The organism is Lacticaseibacillus thailandensis DSM 22698 = JCM 13996 (genome assembly GCF_001312865.1).
Taxonomy (GTDB): domain Bacteria; phylum Bacillota; class Bacilli; order Lactobacillales; family Lactobacillaceae; genus Lacticaseibacillus; species Lacticaseibacillus thailandensis.
Genome location: NZ_BBER01000001.1, coordinates 115,737 through 134,243 on the forward strand (window position 1 = coordinate 115,737; position 18,507 = coordinate 134,243).

Annotated in this window: 14 protein-coding genes, 1 tRNA gene and 4 pseudogenes; 18 read left to right on the forward strand and 1 reads right to left on the reverse strand. The window is 49.7% G+C overall.

Translation table 11 applies throughout. The features are described 5' to 3' along the window. Positions 1 to 9 precede the first annotated feature (9 nt). The 8 genes and pseudogenes from JCM13996_RS10685 (at position 10) to JCM13996_RS00645 (ending at position 9,528) form a co-directional block, all read left to right on the forward strand. On the forward strand, positions 10 to 408 hold the full coding sequence (locus tag JCM13996_RS10685) for a hypothetical protein (protein WP_156321786.1): 399 nt from the start codon (positions 10 to 12) through the stop codon (positions 406 to 408). A gap of 41 nt (positions 409 to 449) precedes the next feature. Continuing rightward, the gene (locus tag JCM13996_RS00615; RefSeq protein ID WP_054749205.1) at positions 450 to 2,612 is read left to right on the forward strand and encodes a GW dipeptide domain-containing protein; all 2,163 of its coding nucleotides are present in this window, start codon (positions 450 to 452) and stop codon (positions 2,610 to 2,612) included. A 217-nt stretch (positions 2,613 to 2,829) separates the two neighbouring features. Continuing rightward, a pseudogene (locus JCM13996_RS00620) lies at positions 2,830 to 5,490 on the forward strand (cation-translocating P-type ATPase). Between the two features lie 71 nt (positions 5,491 to 5,561). Continuing rightward, complete coding sequence (locus JCM13996_RS00625; protein WP_054749206.1) at positions 5,562 to 5,996, forward strand: hypothetical protein; 435 nt, start codon at positions 5,562 to 5,564, stop codon at positions 5,994 to 5,996. A 317-nt stretch (positions 5,997 to 6,313) separates the two neighbouring features. Then, positions 6,314 to 7,329 (forward strand): annotated as a pseudogene (gene trpX / locus JCM13996_RS00630) (tryptophan ABC transporter substrate-binding protein). After that, positions 7,330 to 8,229, forward strand: coding sequence for an ABC transporter permease (locus tag JCM13996_RS00635; RefSeq protein ID WP_054749207.1), 900 nt, complete (start codon positions 7,330 to 7,332; stop codon positions 8,227 to 8,229). Beyond that, a complete protein-coding gene (locus tag JCM13996_RS00640; protein ID WP_054749208.1) occupies positions 8,222 to 8,980 on the forward strand; it encodes an ABC transporter ATP-binding protein in 759 nt (252 codons plus the stop codon). The genes JCM13996_RS00635 and JCM13996_RS00640 overlap by 8 nt, the downstream gene beginning before the upstream one ends. Before the next feature lie 92 nt (positions 8,981 to 9,072). Further along, positions 9,073 to 9,528 (forward strand): SprT family protein, encoded by a 456-nt coding sequence (locus tag JCM13996_RS00645; RefSeq protein WP_054749209.1) that lies wholly within the window; start codon positions 9,073 to 9,075, stop codon positions 9,526 to 9,528. Here the strand turns inward: JCM13996_RS00645 and JCM13996_RS00650 are convergent. Further along, entirely contained in the window at positions 9,525 to 9,992 is a 468-nt protein-coding gene (locus JCM13996_RS00650; RefSeq protein ID WP_054749210.1) for a GNAT family N-acetyltransferase, read from the reverse strand. The two genes, JCM13996_RS00645 and JCM13996_RS00650, sit on opposite strands and share 4 nt — an antisense overlap. A 135-nt stretch (positions 9,993 to 10,127) precedes the next feature. Between JCM13996_RS00650 and JCM13996_RS00655 the strand changes: the two genes are divergently transcribed. From JCM13996_RS00655 to JCM13996_RS00700, 10 genes and pseudogenes are all read left to right on the forward strand, one after another. After that, positions 10,128 to 10,211, forward strand: a tRNA-Leu gene (locus JCM13996_RS00655). Between the two features lie 237 nt (positions 10,212 to 10,448). Next, entirely contained in the window at positions 10,449 to 11,054 is a 606-nt protein-coding gene (locus JCM13996_RS00660) for an ECF transporter S component (RefSeq protein ID WP_054749211.1), read from the forward strand. Between the two features lie 63 nt (positions 11,055 to 11,117). Further along, positions 11,118 to 12,098, forward strand: a complete 981-nt coding sequence (locus JCM13996_RS00665; protein WP_054749212.1) for an aromatic acid exporter family protein — start codon at positions 11,118 to 11,120, stop codon at positions 12,096 to 12,098. Between the two features lie 175 nt (positions 12,099 to 12,273). Then, the gene (locus JCM13996_RS00670; RefSeq protein WP_054749213.1) at positions 12,274 to 12,474 is read left to right on the forward strand and encodes a cold-shock protein; all 201 of its coding nucleotides are present in this window, start codon (positions 12,274 to 12,276) and stop codon (positions 12,472 to 12,474) included. Positions 12,475 to 12,760: 286 nt separating this feature from the next. Beyond that, a complete protein-coding gene (locus tag JCM13996_RS00675) occupies positions 12,761 to 13,999 on the forward strand; it encodes a YfhO family protein (RefSeq protein ID WP_054749214.1) in 1,239 nt (412 codons plus the stop codon). Positions 14,000 to 14,070: 71 nt separating this feature from the next. Then, positions 14,071 to 15,303: a hypothetical protein gene (locus JCM13996_RS00680; protein WP_156321787.1), complete on the forward strand. Its 1,233-nt coding sequence runs from the start codon at positions 14,071 to 14,073 to the stop codon at positions 15,301 to 15,303. Next, positions 15,296 to 15,664, forward strand: coding sequence for a YfhO family protein (locus JCM13996_RS00685; RefSeq protein ID WP_162205148.1), 369 nt, complete (start codon positions 15,296 to 15,298; stop codon positions 15,662 to 15,664). Before JCM13996_RS00680 ends, JCM13996_RS00685 begins: the two co-directional genes overlap by 8 nt. Before the next feature lie 52 nt (positions 15,665 to 15,716). Continuing rightward, entirely contained in the window at positions 15,717 to 16,382 is a 666-nt protein-coding gene (locus JCM13996_RS00690) for a glycoside hydrolase family 73 protein (RefSeq protein WP_054749217.1), read from the forward strand. Positions 16,383 to 16,572: 190 nt separating this feature from the next. Then, a pseudogene (locus JCM13996_RS00695) lies at positions 16,573 to 17,162 on the forward strand (xanthine phosphoribosyltransferase). A gap of 25 nt (positions 17,163 to 17,187) precedes the next feature. Beyond that, a pseudogene (locus JCM13996_RS00700) lies at positions 17,188 to 18,479 on the forward strand (nucleobase:cation symporter-2 family protein). The last annotated feature ends 28 nt before the right edge of the window (positions 18,480 to 18,507 follow it).

The following is an 18,507-nucleotide window of genomic DNA, read 5'->3' on the forward strand; positions in this document are numbered from 1 at the left end:
TCTGTTGTGGTGCTTGTTTCTGCGGTTGTTTTGGGTGTGATTGCTGGTGGCAACATTAGTACAACTCATGCCAGCACAGTCTCAACCACTGAACAAAGTCAGACGGGTAGTGCTGCCAGCCAGAATACGACCTCCGCAACTGGAGCAAGCTCAACCAGTGCGGCTAGTAATGCTCAGACTACAGCAACAAGTAGTGCGACCAGTAGTGACGCACAACGAAGGAGTGTTGATGCTAATACCCAGGAAGCAAGTAGTGCTGGTAATGCCGCAAGCACCCAAAAATTAAACGCAGTCAGTTCTGCTGCTACCACTGCAACTGTTGCACCAGCAAGCAGTACGGCTTCTTCTGCAGGCGTTGGTAGTAACATTTCCCAGCCTCTTCGGCTGCCATCCATGTTGTTACGGTGAATGGGGATGCAAGTAGTGTCTCCGCTGCTCAAAGCGCGGCGATGCAAGAATATATTGCAACAAAGACCCCACAAAAGATTGTGGCGGTATCAAGTACGATTCCACAACCAACGTTTAGTTCGTCTGCCAAACAACAAAACTACATTGTGAGTGTGGAAGAAGGGGCATTAGCAGGATGGTATGAACACAAAGTGCTGCCTTCCATTACTGTTGCCCAGTCAATTCTGGAAAGTGGTTGGGGTGGATCAACGCTTTCTGAGCGCGCCCATAACATGTTCGGTATTAAGGCCGACTCTAGTTGGCATGGGGCAACGTACGCCATTGCCACGAATGAAGTGATTAACGGGCGCACGGTTACCGTGAACGCCAAATTTCGAGCATATTCCTCAATCACTGCTAGCTTTGAAGACCACGGTGCGTTTATCAGCGGTAACTCTCGGTATGCTAACATTATTGGTAACAAGGATTACCGCTCCGTGGCCAATGATTTGCATAGCGACGGCTATGCTACGGATCCGACCTATGCTGGTAAGCTGATACAGTTAATTGATGAATATCACTTGACCATTTTGGACAACATTGCTTTCGGTGGTGACACAATTAGTGGTCACGCGGTGGCTTCAAACATTCACTACGATGCGGTCAAGTCTAACGTGGCGGTTAACTATGGCGGCCAAATTGTGGAGGGTAGTCGCAATGATGGCCTGTACAAATCCGGTCCCTACTATACCAGTTCCTCAACCCAAGCTACCGCTACGGTTTCAGCGCGTACGTTGAACGGGAAATATGTACGTGTCTTGCGTCGGGCCCAAACAGCACGCGCTTGGTGGGTGGAAATTCAGCTTAACTCGGGTGAGACCTGGTGGGTTGATCGAAGAGCCGTTCAGCAGGTTTCAGATACCAAAATGTTTGATGCCGTGACAAATAAACAGTCGGTCAATTACGGTGCTTATATTCACGAAGGTGGTAGGTATGATGGTTTGTACGCTAGTGGTCCGTACACGACTAGTACTTCAACTTTCTTGTACGCAACTAAGCACGCTGATAGTATTAATAACCAGGCTGTGACAGTCATTGCGGAAGCAACCACTAGTAAGGCCAACTGGGTACAGATACGTTTGGCGTCGGGCGCGACATGGTGGGTTGATAAACGGGCTATCGCTACGTATGACCAAATTACCAATGGACATGTTCTCAATGCAAATGTGTTTGTTGACCAAAATCATCGTAATGATGGGCTTTATGCTACCGGCCCCTACCACACGAGTGCCCAAACTATCATTCCGGCGACTAAAACGGCCAAACAGTATAATGATCAGGGAGCGACTGCCATTGCGGAGGCAACAACCGTTTTAGGTACTTGGGTGAAGGTACGCTTTAATGATGGTGCTACTTGGTGGATGGATTCCCGCGGAGTTGGTTTTCTTGATTCTATCATTTCTCAAAAATCAGATAGTGGTTTTGTCAAAATTGTCCAGGATGTGCGAAATGACGGATTATACGCCACGGGTCCTTATATGACGAGTACGGCTACCTATACGACGGCTTGGAAAACTGCCCGTTTGTATAACGGTCAAGGTGCACGGTTGCTGGGTGAAGCGGTCACTAAGCGAGCTACCTGGATTCACGTACGGATGAATGATGGCTCAACTTGGTGGATGGATCAGCGGGGTGCGGTGTCTTATCCATACGACCCAATATTGTCACTAAAATCAGTTAGTTATACCGCACAAATTGTACAAGACAGTCGCAACGATGGTTTATACCAAACAGGTCCGTATATGACCAGTGAGTCCACCTACCTGACCGCAGCTAAGACTGCTAAGCAATATAATGGCCAGCAAGTTCAAGTGATTGCCGAGGCAGTCACTAAGCGTGCTACCTGGGTGCAAATCAAGCTCAATAATGGGACAACTTGGTGGATGGATAAATGCGGTGTTCTGGCATTTGATACTGTTACTAATGAACAACCGCAAAGTTATCAGGTGACTGTTCAGCAACACGACCGTAACGATGGTTTATACCAAACGGCACCGTACTTTACCAGCGTTGCAACTAAAATTCCGGCCGTGAAGACAGCCAAACAGTATGACGAGCAAACTGCGACCGTCTTGAAGACGGCTGATACCATTCGTACAAAGTGGGTTTACGTGCAGTTTGTCGATGGTTCGCGCTGGTGGATAGATGCACGTGGTGTTGTCTAACATGGCGAAAATAGTGCTTGCTCCGCATTCAGTTATTCGTGTATACTAACAGTAAAGATAAGGGAGTAACCAGCCGACCACTTGTCGGCGGTAGTGCCACCAAGGATAAATCCTGGTGCTACCTTAAACCGGTGAGACTTATGGACTTGAGCCAATTTTGGCTTGAAGTGCATAAGCCTTTTTTTATTCCTAGGTCAAAATTTGAGGAGGCAGCAACATGGCAAACAAACCCAGTTATCAACGCGATACCGCAGATGTGTTAATGGACCAGCATACTACCCCCGATGGTTTATCCGCCCAGGAGGCGCAACGCCGGTTAGAGCAAATTGGCCCCAATGCACTAGCGGCAAAAAAAGAAGCAAACATTGGCTGGACGCTTTTTGAATCAGTTTAAGGATTTTATGATCATCGTGCTATTAGTGGCGGCACTGGTGGCCGGGGTCGTCGTGCATGAGTGGGCAGACGCCGGTATCATCCTGGCGGTGGTTTTGCTGAATGCCGTCTTTGGGGTATTTCAGGAAAGTAAAGCCGAGCAGGCCATTGAGTCGTTGCAGGCGATGACGAGTCCCAACGCCAACGTGCGGCGTGATGGCAAAGTGGTCGTTGTGCGCAGTGCAGAGGTGGTACCTGGCGATATTGTCCTGCTGGAAGCGGGGGATGTCGTCCCCGCCGATTTGCGCCTGATTGAGTCCGCTAACCTTCAAATTGAGGAATCCGCACTGACGGGTGAAAGTGTACCCGTCAACAAGCAAACTGCACTGATCACGGATAAAGTCGGTGTGGGTGACCAAACCAATATGGCGTTCATGAGTACCAACGTGACTTATGGGCGCGGTGTCGGTGTGGTTACTGGGACCGGTATGGCCACTGAAGTGGGGCACATTGCGTCCATGCTGGACAACCAGAAGGAAATGCAGACGCCGCTACAAGCTAATTTAGCCAAGCTGGGCCGCGCGTTGACGGTCCTGATTTTGGTGATTGCTGCCATTGTCTTCGTGGTCGGTCTGGCGAAAGGCTCTGAATCTCCGGCCAACATGTTTCTCACGGCGATTTCGCTCGCGGTGGCCGCAATTCCGGAAGGGCTGCCAGCCATTGTGACAATCATTCTGGCGTTAGGTACGCAAAAAAAATGGCCAAGCAGAACGCCTTGGTGCGCCGGCTACCTGCAGTTGAGACTTTGGGTAGCACGGAAATCATTGCCTCCGACAAGACGGGCACGTTGACCCAAAATAAAATGACCGTCGAACAGACCTATTATGATGGTGAATTACACCCGGCTAAAGCCGGAGTAGACTCCGACAGTCAGTTACTGCGAGTAATGAGCTTTGCTAATGATACTAACCGGCAGGATGACGGTACGTTGTTGGGTGACCCTACAGAAACCGCGTTGGTGGCTTTTGCTCAGCAGCACGACTTTGATTACCAAGATGAGTTAAGCAAGACGCCACGTGTTGCCGAAGTGCCGTTTGATTCCGAACGGAAATTGATGTCGACAATCCATGATTTAGGTAACGGCCAGTACTTGGTGGCCACCAAGGGCGCACCGGACGAACTGTTGCGGGTGTCGTCTGCGATTGACCGTGACGGGCGGGTACGCGACCTAACAGCGAGTGACCGCGACGACATTCTGGGTATCAACCACCAATTAGCGACGCAGGCCTTGCGGGTGCTGGGGATGGCGTACCGAATTATGGACCGAATTCCTGACGACGTGAACGCTACATTGATTGAGCATCAACTCATCTTTGCCGGGCTAGTAGCGATGATCGACCCCGAGCGGCCAGAGGTGCGCCAGTCCGTGGCGGAAGCCAAGCGCGCGGGTATCCGGCCACTGATGATTACGGGTGACCATCGCGACACCGCGCAAGCTATTTCGGAGCGACTGGGTATCATTACCCCGGGCGATGATCACGCCGTTATTACTGGCCGAGAGCTCGACCAGATTAGTGATGAAGACTTTGCTCACACCGTGCAGGACTACTCGGTTTACGCCCGGGTAGCCCCAGAGCATAAGGTTCGTATCGTGAATGCATGGCAAGGACAAGGCAAAGTGGTGGCGATGACCGGTGATGGTGTGAACGACGCACCGGCCCTCAAAGCGGCGGATATTGGGATCGCGATGGGGGTAACCGGGACGGAAGTTGCTAAGGGCGCATCTGATATGATTTTGGCAGACGACAACTTTAGCACCATCGTGGATGCAGTCCGGGCTGGTCGCAAAGTATTTGCCAACATTACTAAATCTATCCAGTACCTTCTGTCCGCCAATTTAGGGGAAGTCCTGACGTTGTTCATGATGACCATGATTGGTTGGGATATTCTGGCGCCGGTGCATATTTTGTGGATCAATCTGGTAACCGACACGTTACCAGCCATTGCGTTGGGCGTAGAACACACCGAACCTGGCATTATGCAGCAGCAACCACGAGGCCGCAATTCTAGTTTCTTGTCCGGTGGGGTGGGTTCAGCCATCATTTGGCAGGGACTTCTTGAAGGTGCATTGACCCTAGGAGTGTACTGGTTAGCCATCACCTTCCCGGTGCATACTGGTTACGCAGCAATGCATGCGGATGCGTTGACCATGGCATACGTGACGTTGGGGTTAATCCAATTGTTTCACGCCTTTAACGTGAAATCGCTCCACGGTTCCTTGTTTACTATGCACGTGTGGAACAACCGGGCGTTTAACTGGGCAATTGGCGTGGCTGCTTTGGCCTTGGCGGTAACGGTTGTGGTGCCTGGTTTTAACAGCTTGTTCCACGTGACGACGTTGAACGCTCTACAGTGGGGCATGGTCGCTGGTGCTGGTATTTTGATGATTTTGGTTGTGGAAATCGTGAAGTTCTTCCAACGGCGGGTGTTAAAGGTTAAAATATAATCTGTGAGACAACAAACGGCGCTCATGTGGGCGCCGTTTTGCTATGTTAATTTAACGCGGAGGAACTATCCATGAATAAGAACCAACAGAAGATGTACCAGTACGGCCGTTTAATTAACGACGTCATGGCGGACGTAGAAAAATTGCAGGACCGGATGAGCCCGCAGTTTCAGACGTTACGCACGGCAATCGATGATGATCGGCTAGCTGCAGTGGATGGTCAAGAGTTTACGGACATTCAAAGCAGCTTTGCCGACGGTACCGCTGAGTATCGTGAACTGGCAGCCAAGCTGGATGCCGCAGCCGCGCCGGCACGGTTGCTGGGTAACCACAAGCTACTGGTCGGTGCCTTCAACCGCTTTGTGCAGGGATGCCAGGATATGACCGACAGTCTGCAGGATGGGGGGACCATCGACGTAGCGAAGTTTAATGCCGCTGAACAGGCGCAAGACGCGGAAACCGACAAGATTACGAAGTACATTCAGAAGATTTCGCTATTGGTGTAATTTGCCATTGACACCACCCGCCGCCACACGGTACACTCATCATATATTAATCAATCGGGAAAGAAGGAAACCAACATGTTTAACCCCAGTACTAAACTCAATGGTTGGTGGCAAAGCTAACATGGGGTGGGTTGCGTAGACGCAATCTGCCAAGACGCAGGTTGTGTCTATGTTGGTTTGTTTCACCGTGACCGCATAGGCATCCATGAAGGATCAGTCCTATGCGGGAGCACACAATAGACTTCCGCAATTAACTTTGTGGGAGTCTTTTTCTTTGCCTGCGTTTGTAGTTGTCACGAGGGAGAAGGAGAAACGCTATGAAACGAATGATTGCATTTATTACCGCCTTGGTGCTCTTCGTTGCCGGTTGCTACATTGCTGACGTGATGCCGCAGCATACCGCCAGTACCAGCAAGCCGCGTCAACATCAAGTAGTGAAGAAGGTCGGGATCTTACAGTTGATGTCACATCCGGCGCTGAACGCAATTCACAAAGGAATTGTGGCCGGACTCAAAGATGAAGGTTATACCGCGGGGAAGAACCTCAAAATCGATTTTCAGAACGCGCAAAATGACCAGAGCAACCTGAAGTCGATGGCGACGCGGTTCGTAAACGAAAAGGAGGACGCCACGGTGGGCATTGCGACCCCATCGGCGCAGGCGCTGGCGAACGCGACCAGCAAGATTCCGGTGGTCATGGGAGCCATTACCGACCCGTGTCAGCCAAGCTGGTTGACAGTGTGAAGAAGCCCGGCGGCAACGTGACTGGTGTGTCCGACCAGGCGCCCATAGACGCACAACTCCAATTGATTCGCAAGATTTTACCACACGCTAAAACGTTAGGCGTAATCTACACCAGTTCAGACGATTCGTCGCAAGCACAAGTGAAGTTGGTCGAACAAAAGGCACCTAAGTACGGCTTTACCATCAAGACATTTTCTATCAACTCGACCAATGATCTCCAGCAGGTAGCCCAACAGATGGTGACGCAGGTTGACGCGATTTTTGTTCCAACTGATAACACCATTGCTAGTGCCATGCCAACGTTGGCGAGTGTGGCGAATGGCGCCAAAAAGGCAATTTTCCCAACTGTTGACACGATGGTTGAAGACGGTGGCTTGGCCACGGTGGGGTTGAACCAGTACGACTTGGGCGTAAAGACCGGCAAGATGGTGGCACGCATCCTCAAGGGTCAAGATCCTGCCACCACCCCCGTTGAGTTTATGACCAAGGGTGATTTGGTAATCAACCAAAAAGTTGCCAATCAGCTAGGTATCAAGATTCCCGCGCAGTTAATGCGGGAGGCAAAAGCTTCCGGAAAGGTTGTGAAATAAATGGGTGTATGGATTTCAGCAATTAGTCAAGGTTTACTGTTCGGTATCATGGGCATTGGTTTGTTCCTGACTTTCCGGATCCTCGATTTTCCCGATATGACCGTTGAAGGGACGTTCCCGTTTGGCGCGGCGGTAGCCGTCACGGCCATTGCACATGGGGTCAGCCCCATCATTGCGACGATTCTCGCTGCGTTGGCGGGCATGGTGGCCGGATTGATCACGGGTTTATTGGCCACCAAGGGCCACATGCCGCTACTACTAGCCGGCATTCTGGTGATGACGGCGCTGTACTCGGTGAACCTGCGGATTATGGGGCAGTCAAACTTGTCGTTACTGGGGATGAAAAACCTCTTTACCGGTAAGTGGATGAATAGCATGCCGCCCTATATCGGTAGCGTCATCTTTGGTTTCATTGTGGTCACCATCGTGGTGGCACTACTGATGGTGTTTCTCAACACGCGTTTGGGCCAAGGCTTCATTGCTGCCGGTGATAACCGCAACATGGCGCGCTCTCTAGGGATTAATCCTGACCACATGCAGGTGCTGGGCTTGGTAGTGGGTAACGGCCTGATCGGTTTATCTGGCGGGCTGGTTGCCCAAAGTGATGGTTATGCCGACGTCTCGATGGGGGTGGGGGTCATCGTCATTGGCCTCGCCGCCATTATCATTGGCGAAGTGCTCTTTGGTGAATTGACCCTGAGCCAGCGGTTGATTGCCGTAGTCTTAGGCAGCATCGTGTACCGGTTTGTCATTGTAATCGTGCTGGACTTGGGCTTCTCTGCGGACGACCTCAAGTTGGTCTCGGCCGTGGTCCTGGCGTTGTCCATCATTTTGCCGCAATTGAACGACCGGTTCCGTTTGAAGCGCACGCTACGGAAAGGGGTAAGTAGCGATGACTAACACACAGCTAGAACTCAAAGACGTTGCGGTCAACGTGGTGGCTGGTCATGAGGTCAAAACGTTACTGTCCAACATTAACCTCAAGCTTGACCAGGGCGACTTTGCCACGGTCATTGGTACCAACGGCGCGGGCAAGTCGACCATGTTTAACGCCATTGCTGGGGATCTCGAAATCACCCACGGTACGATTCATATTGCTGGCCAGCGGGTAGACCGCGAGTCACCGGAAAAACGCGCGCGTCTGATTGCGCGCGTCTTCCAGGATCCCAAGATGGGGACCGCACCACGGATGACGGTGGCCGAAAACCTCGCGCTGGCCTCGCACCGCGGCGAGCGGCTTGGTCTGAAATCGCGCGCACTGCGGGCACAGATGGCGCGGTTTAAGGCAATTACGGCGTTAGCGCCCAACGGCTTGGACGAGGCGCTGAATAAGCCAACCGAAGAATTATCTGGGGGCCAACGGCAGGCCTTGTCACTGCTAATGGCCACTATGCGCAATCCAGAATTGTTGATGCTGGACGAACACACCGCCGCCCTGGATCCGCATACGAGCCAAGCCGTCATGGAATTGACTCAGCGGATCGTCGCCGAGAATCACTTAACGTGCTTGATGGTGACCCACCAGATGGACGACGCCCTCAACTACGGTAACCGACTCATTGTGGTTGATGCGGGTCACATCGTGGCGGATTACAGTGGTGACGAGAAGCAGCAGCTTTCCCGGGCAGACTTACTGCAGTACTTTGCGTAGAGCTAAAATCGGCGGCGTACAGGCCCAGTTGGGAGTGTACGCCGCCTTTTTGTAGTACAATAGGTGCCAATCTAACTCGGGGAGGTGTCGGTATGAACGCGAAGGAGTTACAGGACTTAGTTGAACGTGTCAGCGCCCAAGACTTTGGTCGCCCATTCACTGACCAGGCAGTGTTCAATGGTCGGTTGCGCACCACGGGTGGGCGCTTCTTCCCGGGGGATATGCACCTGGAGTTCAATACCCGCATGTTTGCGGTAGTAGATCACGCCACCCAGGTGGGCATTATTCGTCATGAGCTGACCCACTACCACTTATACCGAGCCCATCGCGGCTACAAGCACCGTGACCGGGATTTTCGACGGTTATTACAGCAGGTGGATGGTTTACGCTACGCTCCCGCACTGACCAGCGGCCGCCCACAATCGACATTATTGTATCGTTGTACCCGCTGCGGCGCGGAGTATCCGCGGCGGCGACACATTAACACCAAGCGGTACGTTTGCAGTCGGTGCCATGGTCGCCTGGTCTTGGTCAACAAACCTGGTTAGTGGTTGAGTGGCAGTTGGAGCGTAGTATATTGTGGCGTGTACCCCAAATGCTGGTACAGGGCGCGGGCGGCCTCGTTAGTGGCCGCAACGTTAAGCTGGACAAAGTCGAGGTGCGCTGCGGTTGCCCAAGTTTGCACGGCCGCTAATAACGCGCTGGCAACGCCGTGACGGCGAGCGGTCGGGGCCACGTAGATGTCAACTAGGTACGCAAAGCGGTGGGGGATGATGCCGGGGCCTGCACCAGTCGTGGCGGTGGTGACGGTGGCAAAGGCGTCTACGGGCTGCACGTCATGGACAAAAGCGGTGGCACTATCGCCTACGATGTATTTGGCGACGGCTTGTAAGTCAGGCTCACCGAGTGGTTTGAACATGGTGGGATTCAGCTGGGCAAGCTCACTGATTAGTTGTTGGTGCAGACGCGCGATGGTCGGCGCGTCGGTTAGTTGAGCGGTACGAATGGCCATAAATCGGTTCTCCTTTGCTGTTAATGTGGTCCGTAATCATGCAAAACCGCCAGCGTAATTCTAAATTGGCGTTGACATCAACTACGGTTCACGGCATAATAGTTCTTGTGCTTATGAGCACAGCATAGCAGATATGCGGGCGTGGCGGAATTGGTAGACGCGCAAGATTAAGGATCTTGTGGCCCTTGGGCCATGGAAGTTCGAGTCTTCTCGCCCGCACTCATGAAGAGTATCGCGTTGTCGGTGCTCTTTTTTTTGTATCATCAAGTGGACCAGTTTGCCCCACAGCGAAGTAGCGTTTCCGGGTCGGCTACTATCACGGCACTGGGTACGTCACGACCTTGGGGACACTAGTAACGTTAGCACCATTGTCAGTAGCATATTACGCTGTCGGCAAAGTTTTCAGTGCTAGTTTAGTGTAAAATAGGCGTATCAATTTCTAAGGAGGACGTAACCATGCGTCGACGTCGTAGTTCGGCTTACCGTATCAGTATTATGTCCCTATTAGTAGCACTAATTATTCTGCAGTCAGCATTACCCATGGTGGGCTACATTTCCCTGGGGGGTATTTCCATCACCACACTGCACCTAACCGTTATCGTTGGGGCCGTTGTGCTGGGTACCAGTTACGGGACCGCACTTGGGGCCGTGTGGGGCCTGTCTAGTTGGATCATGGCCTTTGTGCGGCCGTCCGATGTGCTCACGATTTTGCTGTTCCGGAATCCCATCATTGCCTTCTTGCCGCGGATTTTGGCCGGTTTGGTGGCGGGGGTACTGTTTAACCAGTTACTGCCCCGTGTACGCACGGGTGTTGGTGGCAGTATTAAGATGGCCATAGCCGGTATTGGCGCGGCATTAACCAACACGCTATTGGTGGTGGCGTTGACGTGGGTATTTTACGCCAGCAAGGCCGCCGCGCTTATTGGACATGGGGCTAATACCAGTAACTTTGGCTGGGTGATGTTGGCCCTACTGGGAGTGAACGCAATTGCTGAGGTGATCATGGCTGGAGTGATCACGCCCATCCTGGGTCAGGCGTTAATACGGTTTCGCCGGCGTTAACGGCGTGCAGTATCCGTCTGAACATGGTGGTATGAATTTACTGGGAAAGGAGTACGATCATTCATGCGCATTGGGTTACGCACCGTGAAAACAGCTGTTGGTGCCGTGGTAGCGATGATGATTGTGGAAATGCTGGGCATTGCCAACTGGTGGGTAGCCGGTTTATTGACGGTGTTAGCCGTTCGCGGGACGACACGGGCAAGCGTACGGTTGGCGTTGCACCGTGGTATCGCCGCGGTGATTGCCGGCGCGCTGGGTGCCGTTTTCTTTTTACTAGTGGGCTTTAACGCGTGGGCATACGGACTAACCTTACTGTGTTTCTTTCCCGTCATGGTGGGTTTACGCATGACTGAGGGTATCGTTGAGGGCGCCATTATCGTCACCGTCATGTTGACCAACGGGGTGGTGAACCGCAATCAGCTATTGGGCCTGTTCGTTATTGTGGTGATCAGTTCGGCGGTGGGCATCTTTCTCAATTTATTCATGCCCAACGTCGATGACAAAATTCAGACGCACCAAACGGCGGTCACCAGCATGATGACGACGACGTTGCAAAGCATGGCTGAGGAGCTGACCGGTAATAACCAGGCTGATAACCAAGCAGCGGCTGACCGGGTGTGGTTGCAGTTGGCGCAGGTTAAAGAAGCCATTGATCACGGACGCCGCTGGACGTTTCAACATTACGACAACCAGATCTTGGCAGAGAACGACTACTACCGGGCCTACTTTGAGATGCGCAATCATCAATACGAACAGCTTCGCACCATGCAGAAATGTTTGGATGAGGGTGGCGGCCAGCTGGAGGAACGGGACGCGTTACGTGGAGTCGTGGCAGCTGCAGCCAAGTTGCTTGGTGAAGAGTCACCGTCAGCCACATTAATGACTGCGGTTAAAAAGATTAAGCGTAATTTGTTACAGAATTCGTTGACCAAAGATAAAAATGCGTTGCTGATTCGCAACGAGACGCTGTTGTTTACCCGGAGCTTGGGTGAATTACTGAATACAAAGCGGCAGTTCGCATTGGTCGTCAACGCCCAGAAATAAACCAAGAAAAGGATTTCAAAAGCTTGCAAGTGGGTCGAGGCCGTGTTACTATAACAATGTACTTTTTGAATGGTCAAGGGTTCGATTGTTCGTTAGAATATCTCCTTTTGCACCAAACAAGAAATGCACACATTATTTTAAAACGCACTAGTTAGGTGCAAGGAGGATTTTTCTAATGGAAAATGGTACTGTAAAGTGGTTCAACGCTGAAAAAGGTTACGGTTTTATTACTCGTCAGGACGGCAGTGACGTATTCGTTCACTTTTCCGCTATCCAGGGCGACGGCTACAAAACCCTTGAAGAAGGCCAAGCCGTAACTTTCGAAGTTGAAAACAGCGATCGTGGTCCTCAGGCGGTTAACGTCAACAAGGACTAGTTCATTGTTAAAAAAGTCGTCCGGTTCGCCGGGCGGCTTTTTTTTGTGCCCCAAATTCGCCGAATTAGTCAAACTAGTTTTTCACTAGGATACTAATTAGTAGTTGTGTTTGCCAAATAATCGATACAGCTGATTTTTCACGTATATATTATGAACTATTGTGTAATAGCATTTCAGGCGTGCATACTGTGGCTTCACTTGAACAGTTACCCGCCCAGAATATATACTTGTCCTTTGTATCGGTGAATCGTATGCAAATGGTAAATGTTGCGTGGAGGGAATATTCTTGAAGAGGACTTTTAAGAGTACATATTTTTGGTATAGCGTGATGTTTCTCATCGTCACGCTGGTTACCATGGGATTTCTGTTTGTGGGTGGTGTTAGCCTTGTTGAAAACAATGATGGAATAGGTCAACATTTTCCAGCGCTAATTTATTGGCACAATGAAGTTATAAATTTATTATTGCATCATTCTTACATTCCGAAATTTGATTGGCATTTTGGCCTGGGTCAGGACACAATCGGTGTTTTGTCTTATTACGTAATTGGTGATATTTTCTTTTATCCATCGTTGATTTTTCCAGCCTCATTACTGGGCTATTATTACACCGTAGCCGCGATATTTCGTGTTTATCTAATAGGTATATCGTTTATTTTTGCAGCCAAACGTATTTCAAAGCTTTCTCAAATAGGATTATTAATTGGGGCTTTAGTGTACACATTTTCTGGATATACCTCCAGGGTTTTGTATACTCATCCCTTTTTCAGTACGGCGCTAATTATATTGCCACTACTAGTTTTAAACGTTTATAAAGTCAGTACGTCTGCTAATAAACGTAATAGAATTGGTTTAACGTTAGTTGTGGCGTGGGCGTTAGTGAATAACTTTTATTTTGGTGAGCTTCTCGGTATAGGAACTTTTGTTTTTTTGGATTTCCCTATTGGCTACACACCGCGAATTAGTTCGCGTAAAATCAATATTATCCGTAATATTGTCAGTGATTACTGGAGCATGATCAGCGCAGTAATACTGCTGCCATCGCTAATACAAGTGATGGGTTCCGCTAGAACTGGCCATCAATTAGCCAACGGGCTAAGTGTGTATCCTTTAAGCTATTATGTTAGCTTGCCGGGAACACTCATTAGCAACTTTAATATGGAATTCTGGGTCGTTGGTGGAGTTATTGGTTTTGGTGTTATGGGATGTGTATGGTCGCTAAGACGGTGGAAGCAGTTTAAAACCACCAATGTAATATTTTTACTTGCAGTTTTAGCTGTGATGTTTCCGGTAGTAGCGGCATTTATTAATGGCGGTAGCTCACCCAGCAATCGTTGGGTGTTCATGCTCCTTTTTCCCATTGCCTTATCTGCTGCGAGGATGGTTACAAATTGTGTTTCCCTTTCCAATAAAGATATTCTGATCATGTTTGTGGTTGGTATTTTATCGGCTTTTAGTCTGTTTGCAATCTCAGGATTTAATGTTGGTTTTAGTGCTGCGTTTGTTGTGTTTACTTTTTTTTGCTGAATTGGTATTTTTGAGTGTACCTTTAAAAAAAAATGGGAAGTTATGGTAATACGCTGATTGTGCCACTGTTTATGATTTTCATGACCCTTATTAATGCAGCAGTCATTATGCGAGGAACACATACTAATCAATGGGATAGTGAAAAATCAGAACTTATTAGTTATAGCGCTCTGCGGAAAATTGTGAGTGAGCAGAATAATTATTATACGCATGGGCGTATCTTGGTTGGAAACGATGAATTGGGGGCATTCAAAGGCGTTGCTAGGTATGGGAATTTACCCTCTATTGGTGGAAAACATAATATTGAAAGTTATTGGTCGCTTCAAAATAATGACTTGTTTAAATTCAGCAAGGCTTTACAAAATAAAGCGGCTAATCCTAATATTGCAATTTCCAATTTGGATAACCGATCAATTCTACTAAAATATCTTGGCGTCAAGCATGTTTATGTTCGTCCTGGATCAGGTGCCCCACTGGGGTATAAAGCAACTGGACGATTAGTTAATGGACAAATTGATTATTCAACCAGCAATGTGCTTCCACTGGTATTTGCCCAGAAAGAACGGTGTTCAGCAAGAAAATTTTCTAGGCTGAGCCCATCTAGTAAGGAAGGAGCCATTATTGGCACTCAAGTGGTAAATGGTGCGATAAAAGTTAGGCAAGAAGCCAGTGCTGATTTTGCAAGCCAAATCGTGCCAATCAAGAGAGGAAGCGTTGTGCATCAAAGCATCACGGTTCATCGAGCACAAAATTTGAACAATGGTGCGAAAAGTATCAATTTATGTTTGGAAAAGTCAATGCAGGGCAGAGAGCTACATGTTTCATTACAAAACATAGTGTATGTTCCATATTCCTTCAGGCAACGTTATTCAAATGCTGTAAACCAATATAACGCCAATGGTGCCATGGGTAATCGTAGAAATACGCGACTATTCAAGATGAATTGGCTTAAAAATAATTTATTAAGTAATAGTAACGGAGGACTTTATAGCATCAATTTCAATTATGGTGGTTACAAAAACTACTTTAACCAGTCAGGGAGGTACGATTTATCGTTCTTTAACCCGGAATCTGCAACAACAATTAATCTTGGTGAAGTACAACGGAATAATTCAACCCTGACTTTAACACTGCCTCCTACTGGCTATATCAGTTTTAAGTTAACTGTGTGGGTAACACCCTCGATTAAACAGACTGATTTGGCAATTTCTCAGGATGATGCCGCAAAGAGTATGAAGATTTCCCCAGATAAAATTTCGTTTACTTCCCCAGACAGTGTCAAAAAAAACGGCCGTTTTGTCTAGTACTATTCCATATAGCACTGGTTGGCATTTAAAGGGTAGTGATAAGATATTGCCTCGAGTAAATTATGGCTTTATTGGTATCCCTAATAAGGAAGGCAAGATCATCCTTTATTACGATACTCCGGGATTAAGAACAGGTATGCTAGTCACACTTTTAGGATTGGTGGCTTTTGCTATTGAAGCATTTGGCTATAAGGGCAGACAGAAGAAAAAAAATAGTAGGTGTTTGTTGGTTAATGTGAAGTTGGGTGGGATAGAGTTGCAAATACCAACTATGTTGACGCTGGAAAATTTATACTCTGCTGCAGATTTTTACCTTGGTGGTTTAGTATTCGTTGGTTATGAGCATTTGACTATATAAATTTCAATTCAGCCTATTAATTACACTACACTGACTTACTGGGGGTGTCTGCATGGCGAGAAAACGTAAATCCAAACTGCGGCGCCGCTGGTCGCGCTGGTGGCGGCGCCACCCACTCCCGACAGGGCTGATCTCCACGTTGGCAATTATCGTAGTGGGAGTGACGGTGATTGGAGTACGGGCATTTCAACAAGCGGGTAATAATGCCGCGCGGGTAGCTACAACCAACCGCCAGCACCAGCAGTTTATCAATCACCTTGCAGGTTACGCCCAAACGCTACAAATCAACTATGGTGTCCGGGCCAGTATTACGTTAGGGCAGGCGGTGTTGGAAAGTGACTGGGGGACGAGTAAGCTCGCCAGCCAGTACCACAATCTTTTCGGGGTCAAAGCTGACGCGCAACAAGTTGGCAAGGAATTGTCGACGCAGGAATATCGTCACGGGCAGTGGGTCACGGTGACCGCGAAGTTTCGCACCTACAGTAGCGACTACGCGTCGATGCGGGAGCACGCTGAGCTACTGCAAAACGGCACGAGCTGGAATGCCCAGCAGTATCAGGGCGTGATTCACGCGGCTACGTACCAAGACGCTGCCCGGGCATTGCAGAGCAGTGGTTACGTGACGGATCCCACCTATGCCCGTAAATTAATCAAGATAATTCAACAGTACCGGCTCTACCGTTACGATCAGCAAAATACGTCTAGCAGCAGTCGGTAAGCGGCGGCCCGGTCAGGGCGGCCGCTTTGTTGTATCATGCTGATGCTAGTGCTGTGGCCTCGAGCTAAACGAGCTAAACCCGAATGATTTATTCATGTAGCATTATTTTATTCGGTTGTGTAGGAACTGCTTTTGTGTTAAAGTTATCATCATCTTGAAGCACTTTGTCATTAATGGGAGGAATTAAACGGTGAAATTACTTGAGGATCGTATCCGTCGCGATGGGACGGTGATTGGGACCGACGTGTTGAAGGTGGATAACTTTTTGAACCACCAGGTGGATCCCGATTTAATGCAAGCGATGGGTGCGGAGTTTTATCGTCAATTTCACGATGCCAATATTACTAAAATTTTGACGGTGGAAAGTTCGGGGATTGCGCCAGCCCTGGCGACCGCGATGGAATTTCACGTACCGATGGTCTTTGCCCGTAAGCACAAGTCGTTGACGTTGAAGGATGATCTGTATACCGCGAACGTTTTTTTTCGTTCACCAAGCAGACTAGTAATACCATCGCCATTGCCCACAAGTTTCTCAGTGCCGACGACCGGGTGTTGATCATTGATGACTTTCTCGCCAACGGGCAGGCGGTCAAGGGCCTGACTGAGATTATTGCGGATGCCGGAGCCACGTTGGTGGGTGCCGGCATTGTTATCGAAAAGACATTCCAAAAGGGACGGCAGATGCTTGATGAGCAAGGGGTACGCGTGGTTTCGCTTGCGCGGATTGCGGCGTTTGCGGACGGTCAAGTTGTCTTTGCGGACGAGCAGGACGCTGAATAGTCACGAGTAAATCGAGGAGGTTATCATGGCACAAAGCTCTACGCAACATTTGACGGAACCCGAAGCTGCTGTGCTGGGCATCCAGCACCTCTTGGCAATGTATTCCGGCTCGATTCTAGTGCCTATTTTGATTGGCGCGTCGCTGCACTTTTCCTCCGCACAGATGACTTATCTAGTTTCGATTGACATTTTTATGTGTGGGGTGGCGACAGCACTCCAAATTTTTGCCAACCGGTTCTTTGGGATTGGGCTACCCGTCATCCTCGGGTGTGCCGTGCAGGCGGTGGCGCCGTTAATTTTGATTGGTCAAAAGTTTGATTTTCAGACGATGTACGGGGCCATCATTGTTGCCGGGTTGTTTGTGTTCCTGATTGCGGGCTTCTTCGCCAAAATCAGGCGCCTGTTTCCACCGTTAGTCACGGGTACCGTAATCACGGTAATCGGGTTGTCGCTGATCCCCGTGGCCTTTCAAAACTTGGGTGGTGGGACGACTACGGCAAGAGTTATGGTGACTTGCAAAATCTACTGGTTGGAGGTTTCACCCTGGTGGTAATCCTCGTGATCAACGCGTGGGGCAAAGGTTTTATCCGCTCGATCGCCATTCTGATTGGTTTAGTAGCCGGCACCCTGTTGGCCGGCGCCTTGGGGATGGTCAGCCTGGCACCAGTAGCTGCGGCCAGCTGGTTTCACGTGCCCACACCGTTTTACTTTGGCGTGCCCCACTTTGAGTGGTCGTCCATCGTGACCATGATCCTGATTTCGATGGTATCAATGGTGGAAAGTACCGGTGTTTTCTTTGCCCTGGGGGACATTGTGGGACGTGAGATCAAAAGTGATGACTTAAAGCGCGGCTACCGCGCCGAGGGGTTGGCAGTCATGCTCGGGGGTGTGTTTAACACGTTCCCGTACACCACGTTTAGCCAAAACGTGGGGTTGGTGCAATTATCAGGTATTAAGAGTCGCAAACCGGTGATTTATTCGGCCTTTTTCCTCGTGCTGCTTGGCTTACTGCCAAAAGTGGGGGCGCTGGCTACAATCATTCCGTCAGCCGTTTTAGGCGGGGCCATGGTTGTGATGTTTGGTATGGTGGCCGTACAGGGCATCCGGATGCTCGGTACAGTCGACTTCCATGATGATCACAACTTACTCGTGGCCGCTATATCCATTGGCCTGGGGCTGGGCGTGACCGTGCAGCCAGGTATTGTGCAGTGGCTGCCCAAGACGGTGCAGATGTTTGCGTCATCCGGGATTTTGATGGCCAGCGTTTCTGCAGTTTTACTAAATTGGCTGTTCGGTCTGGGTCATCGCCACGCCTAGTCTGCTACAATAACAAGGGTAATCGGCG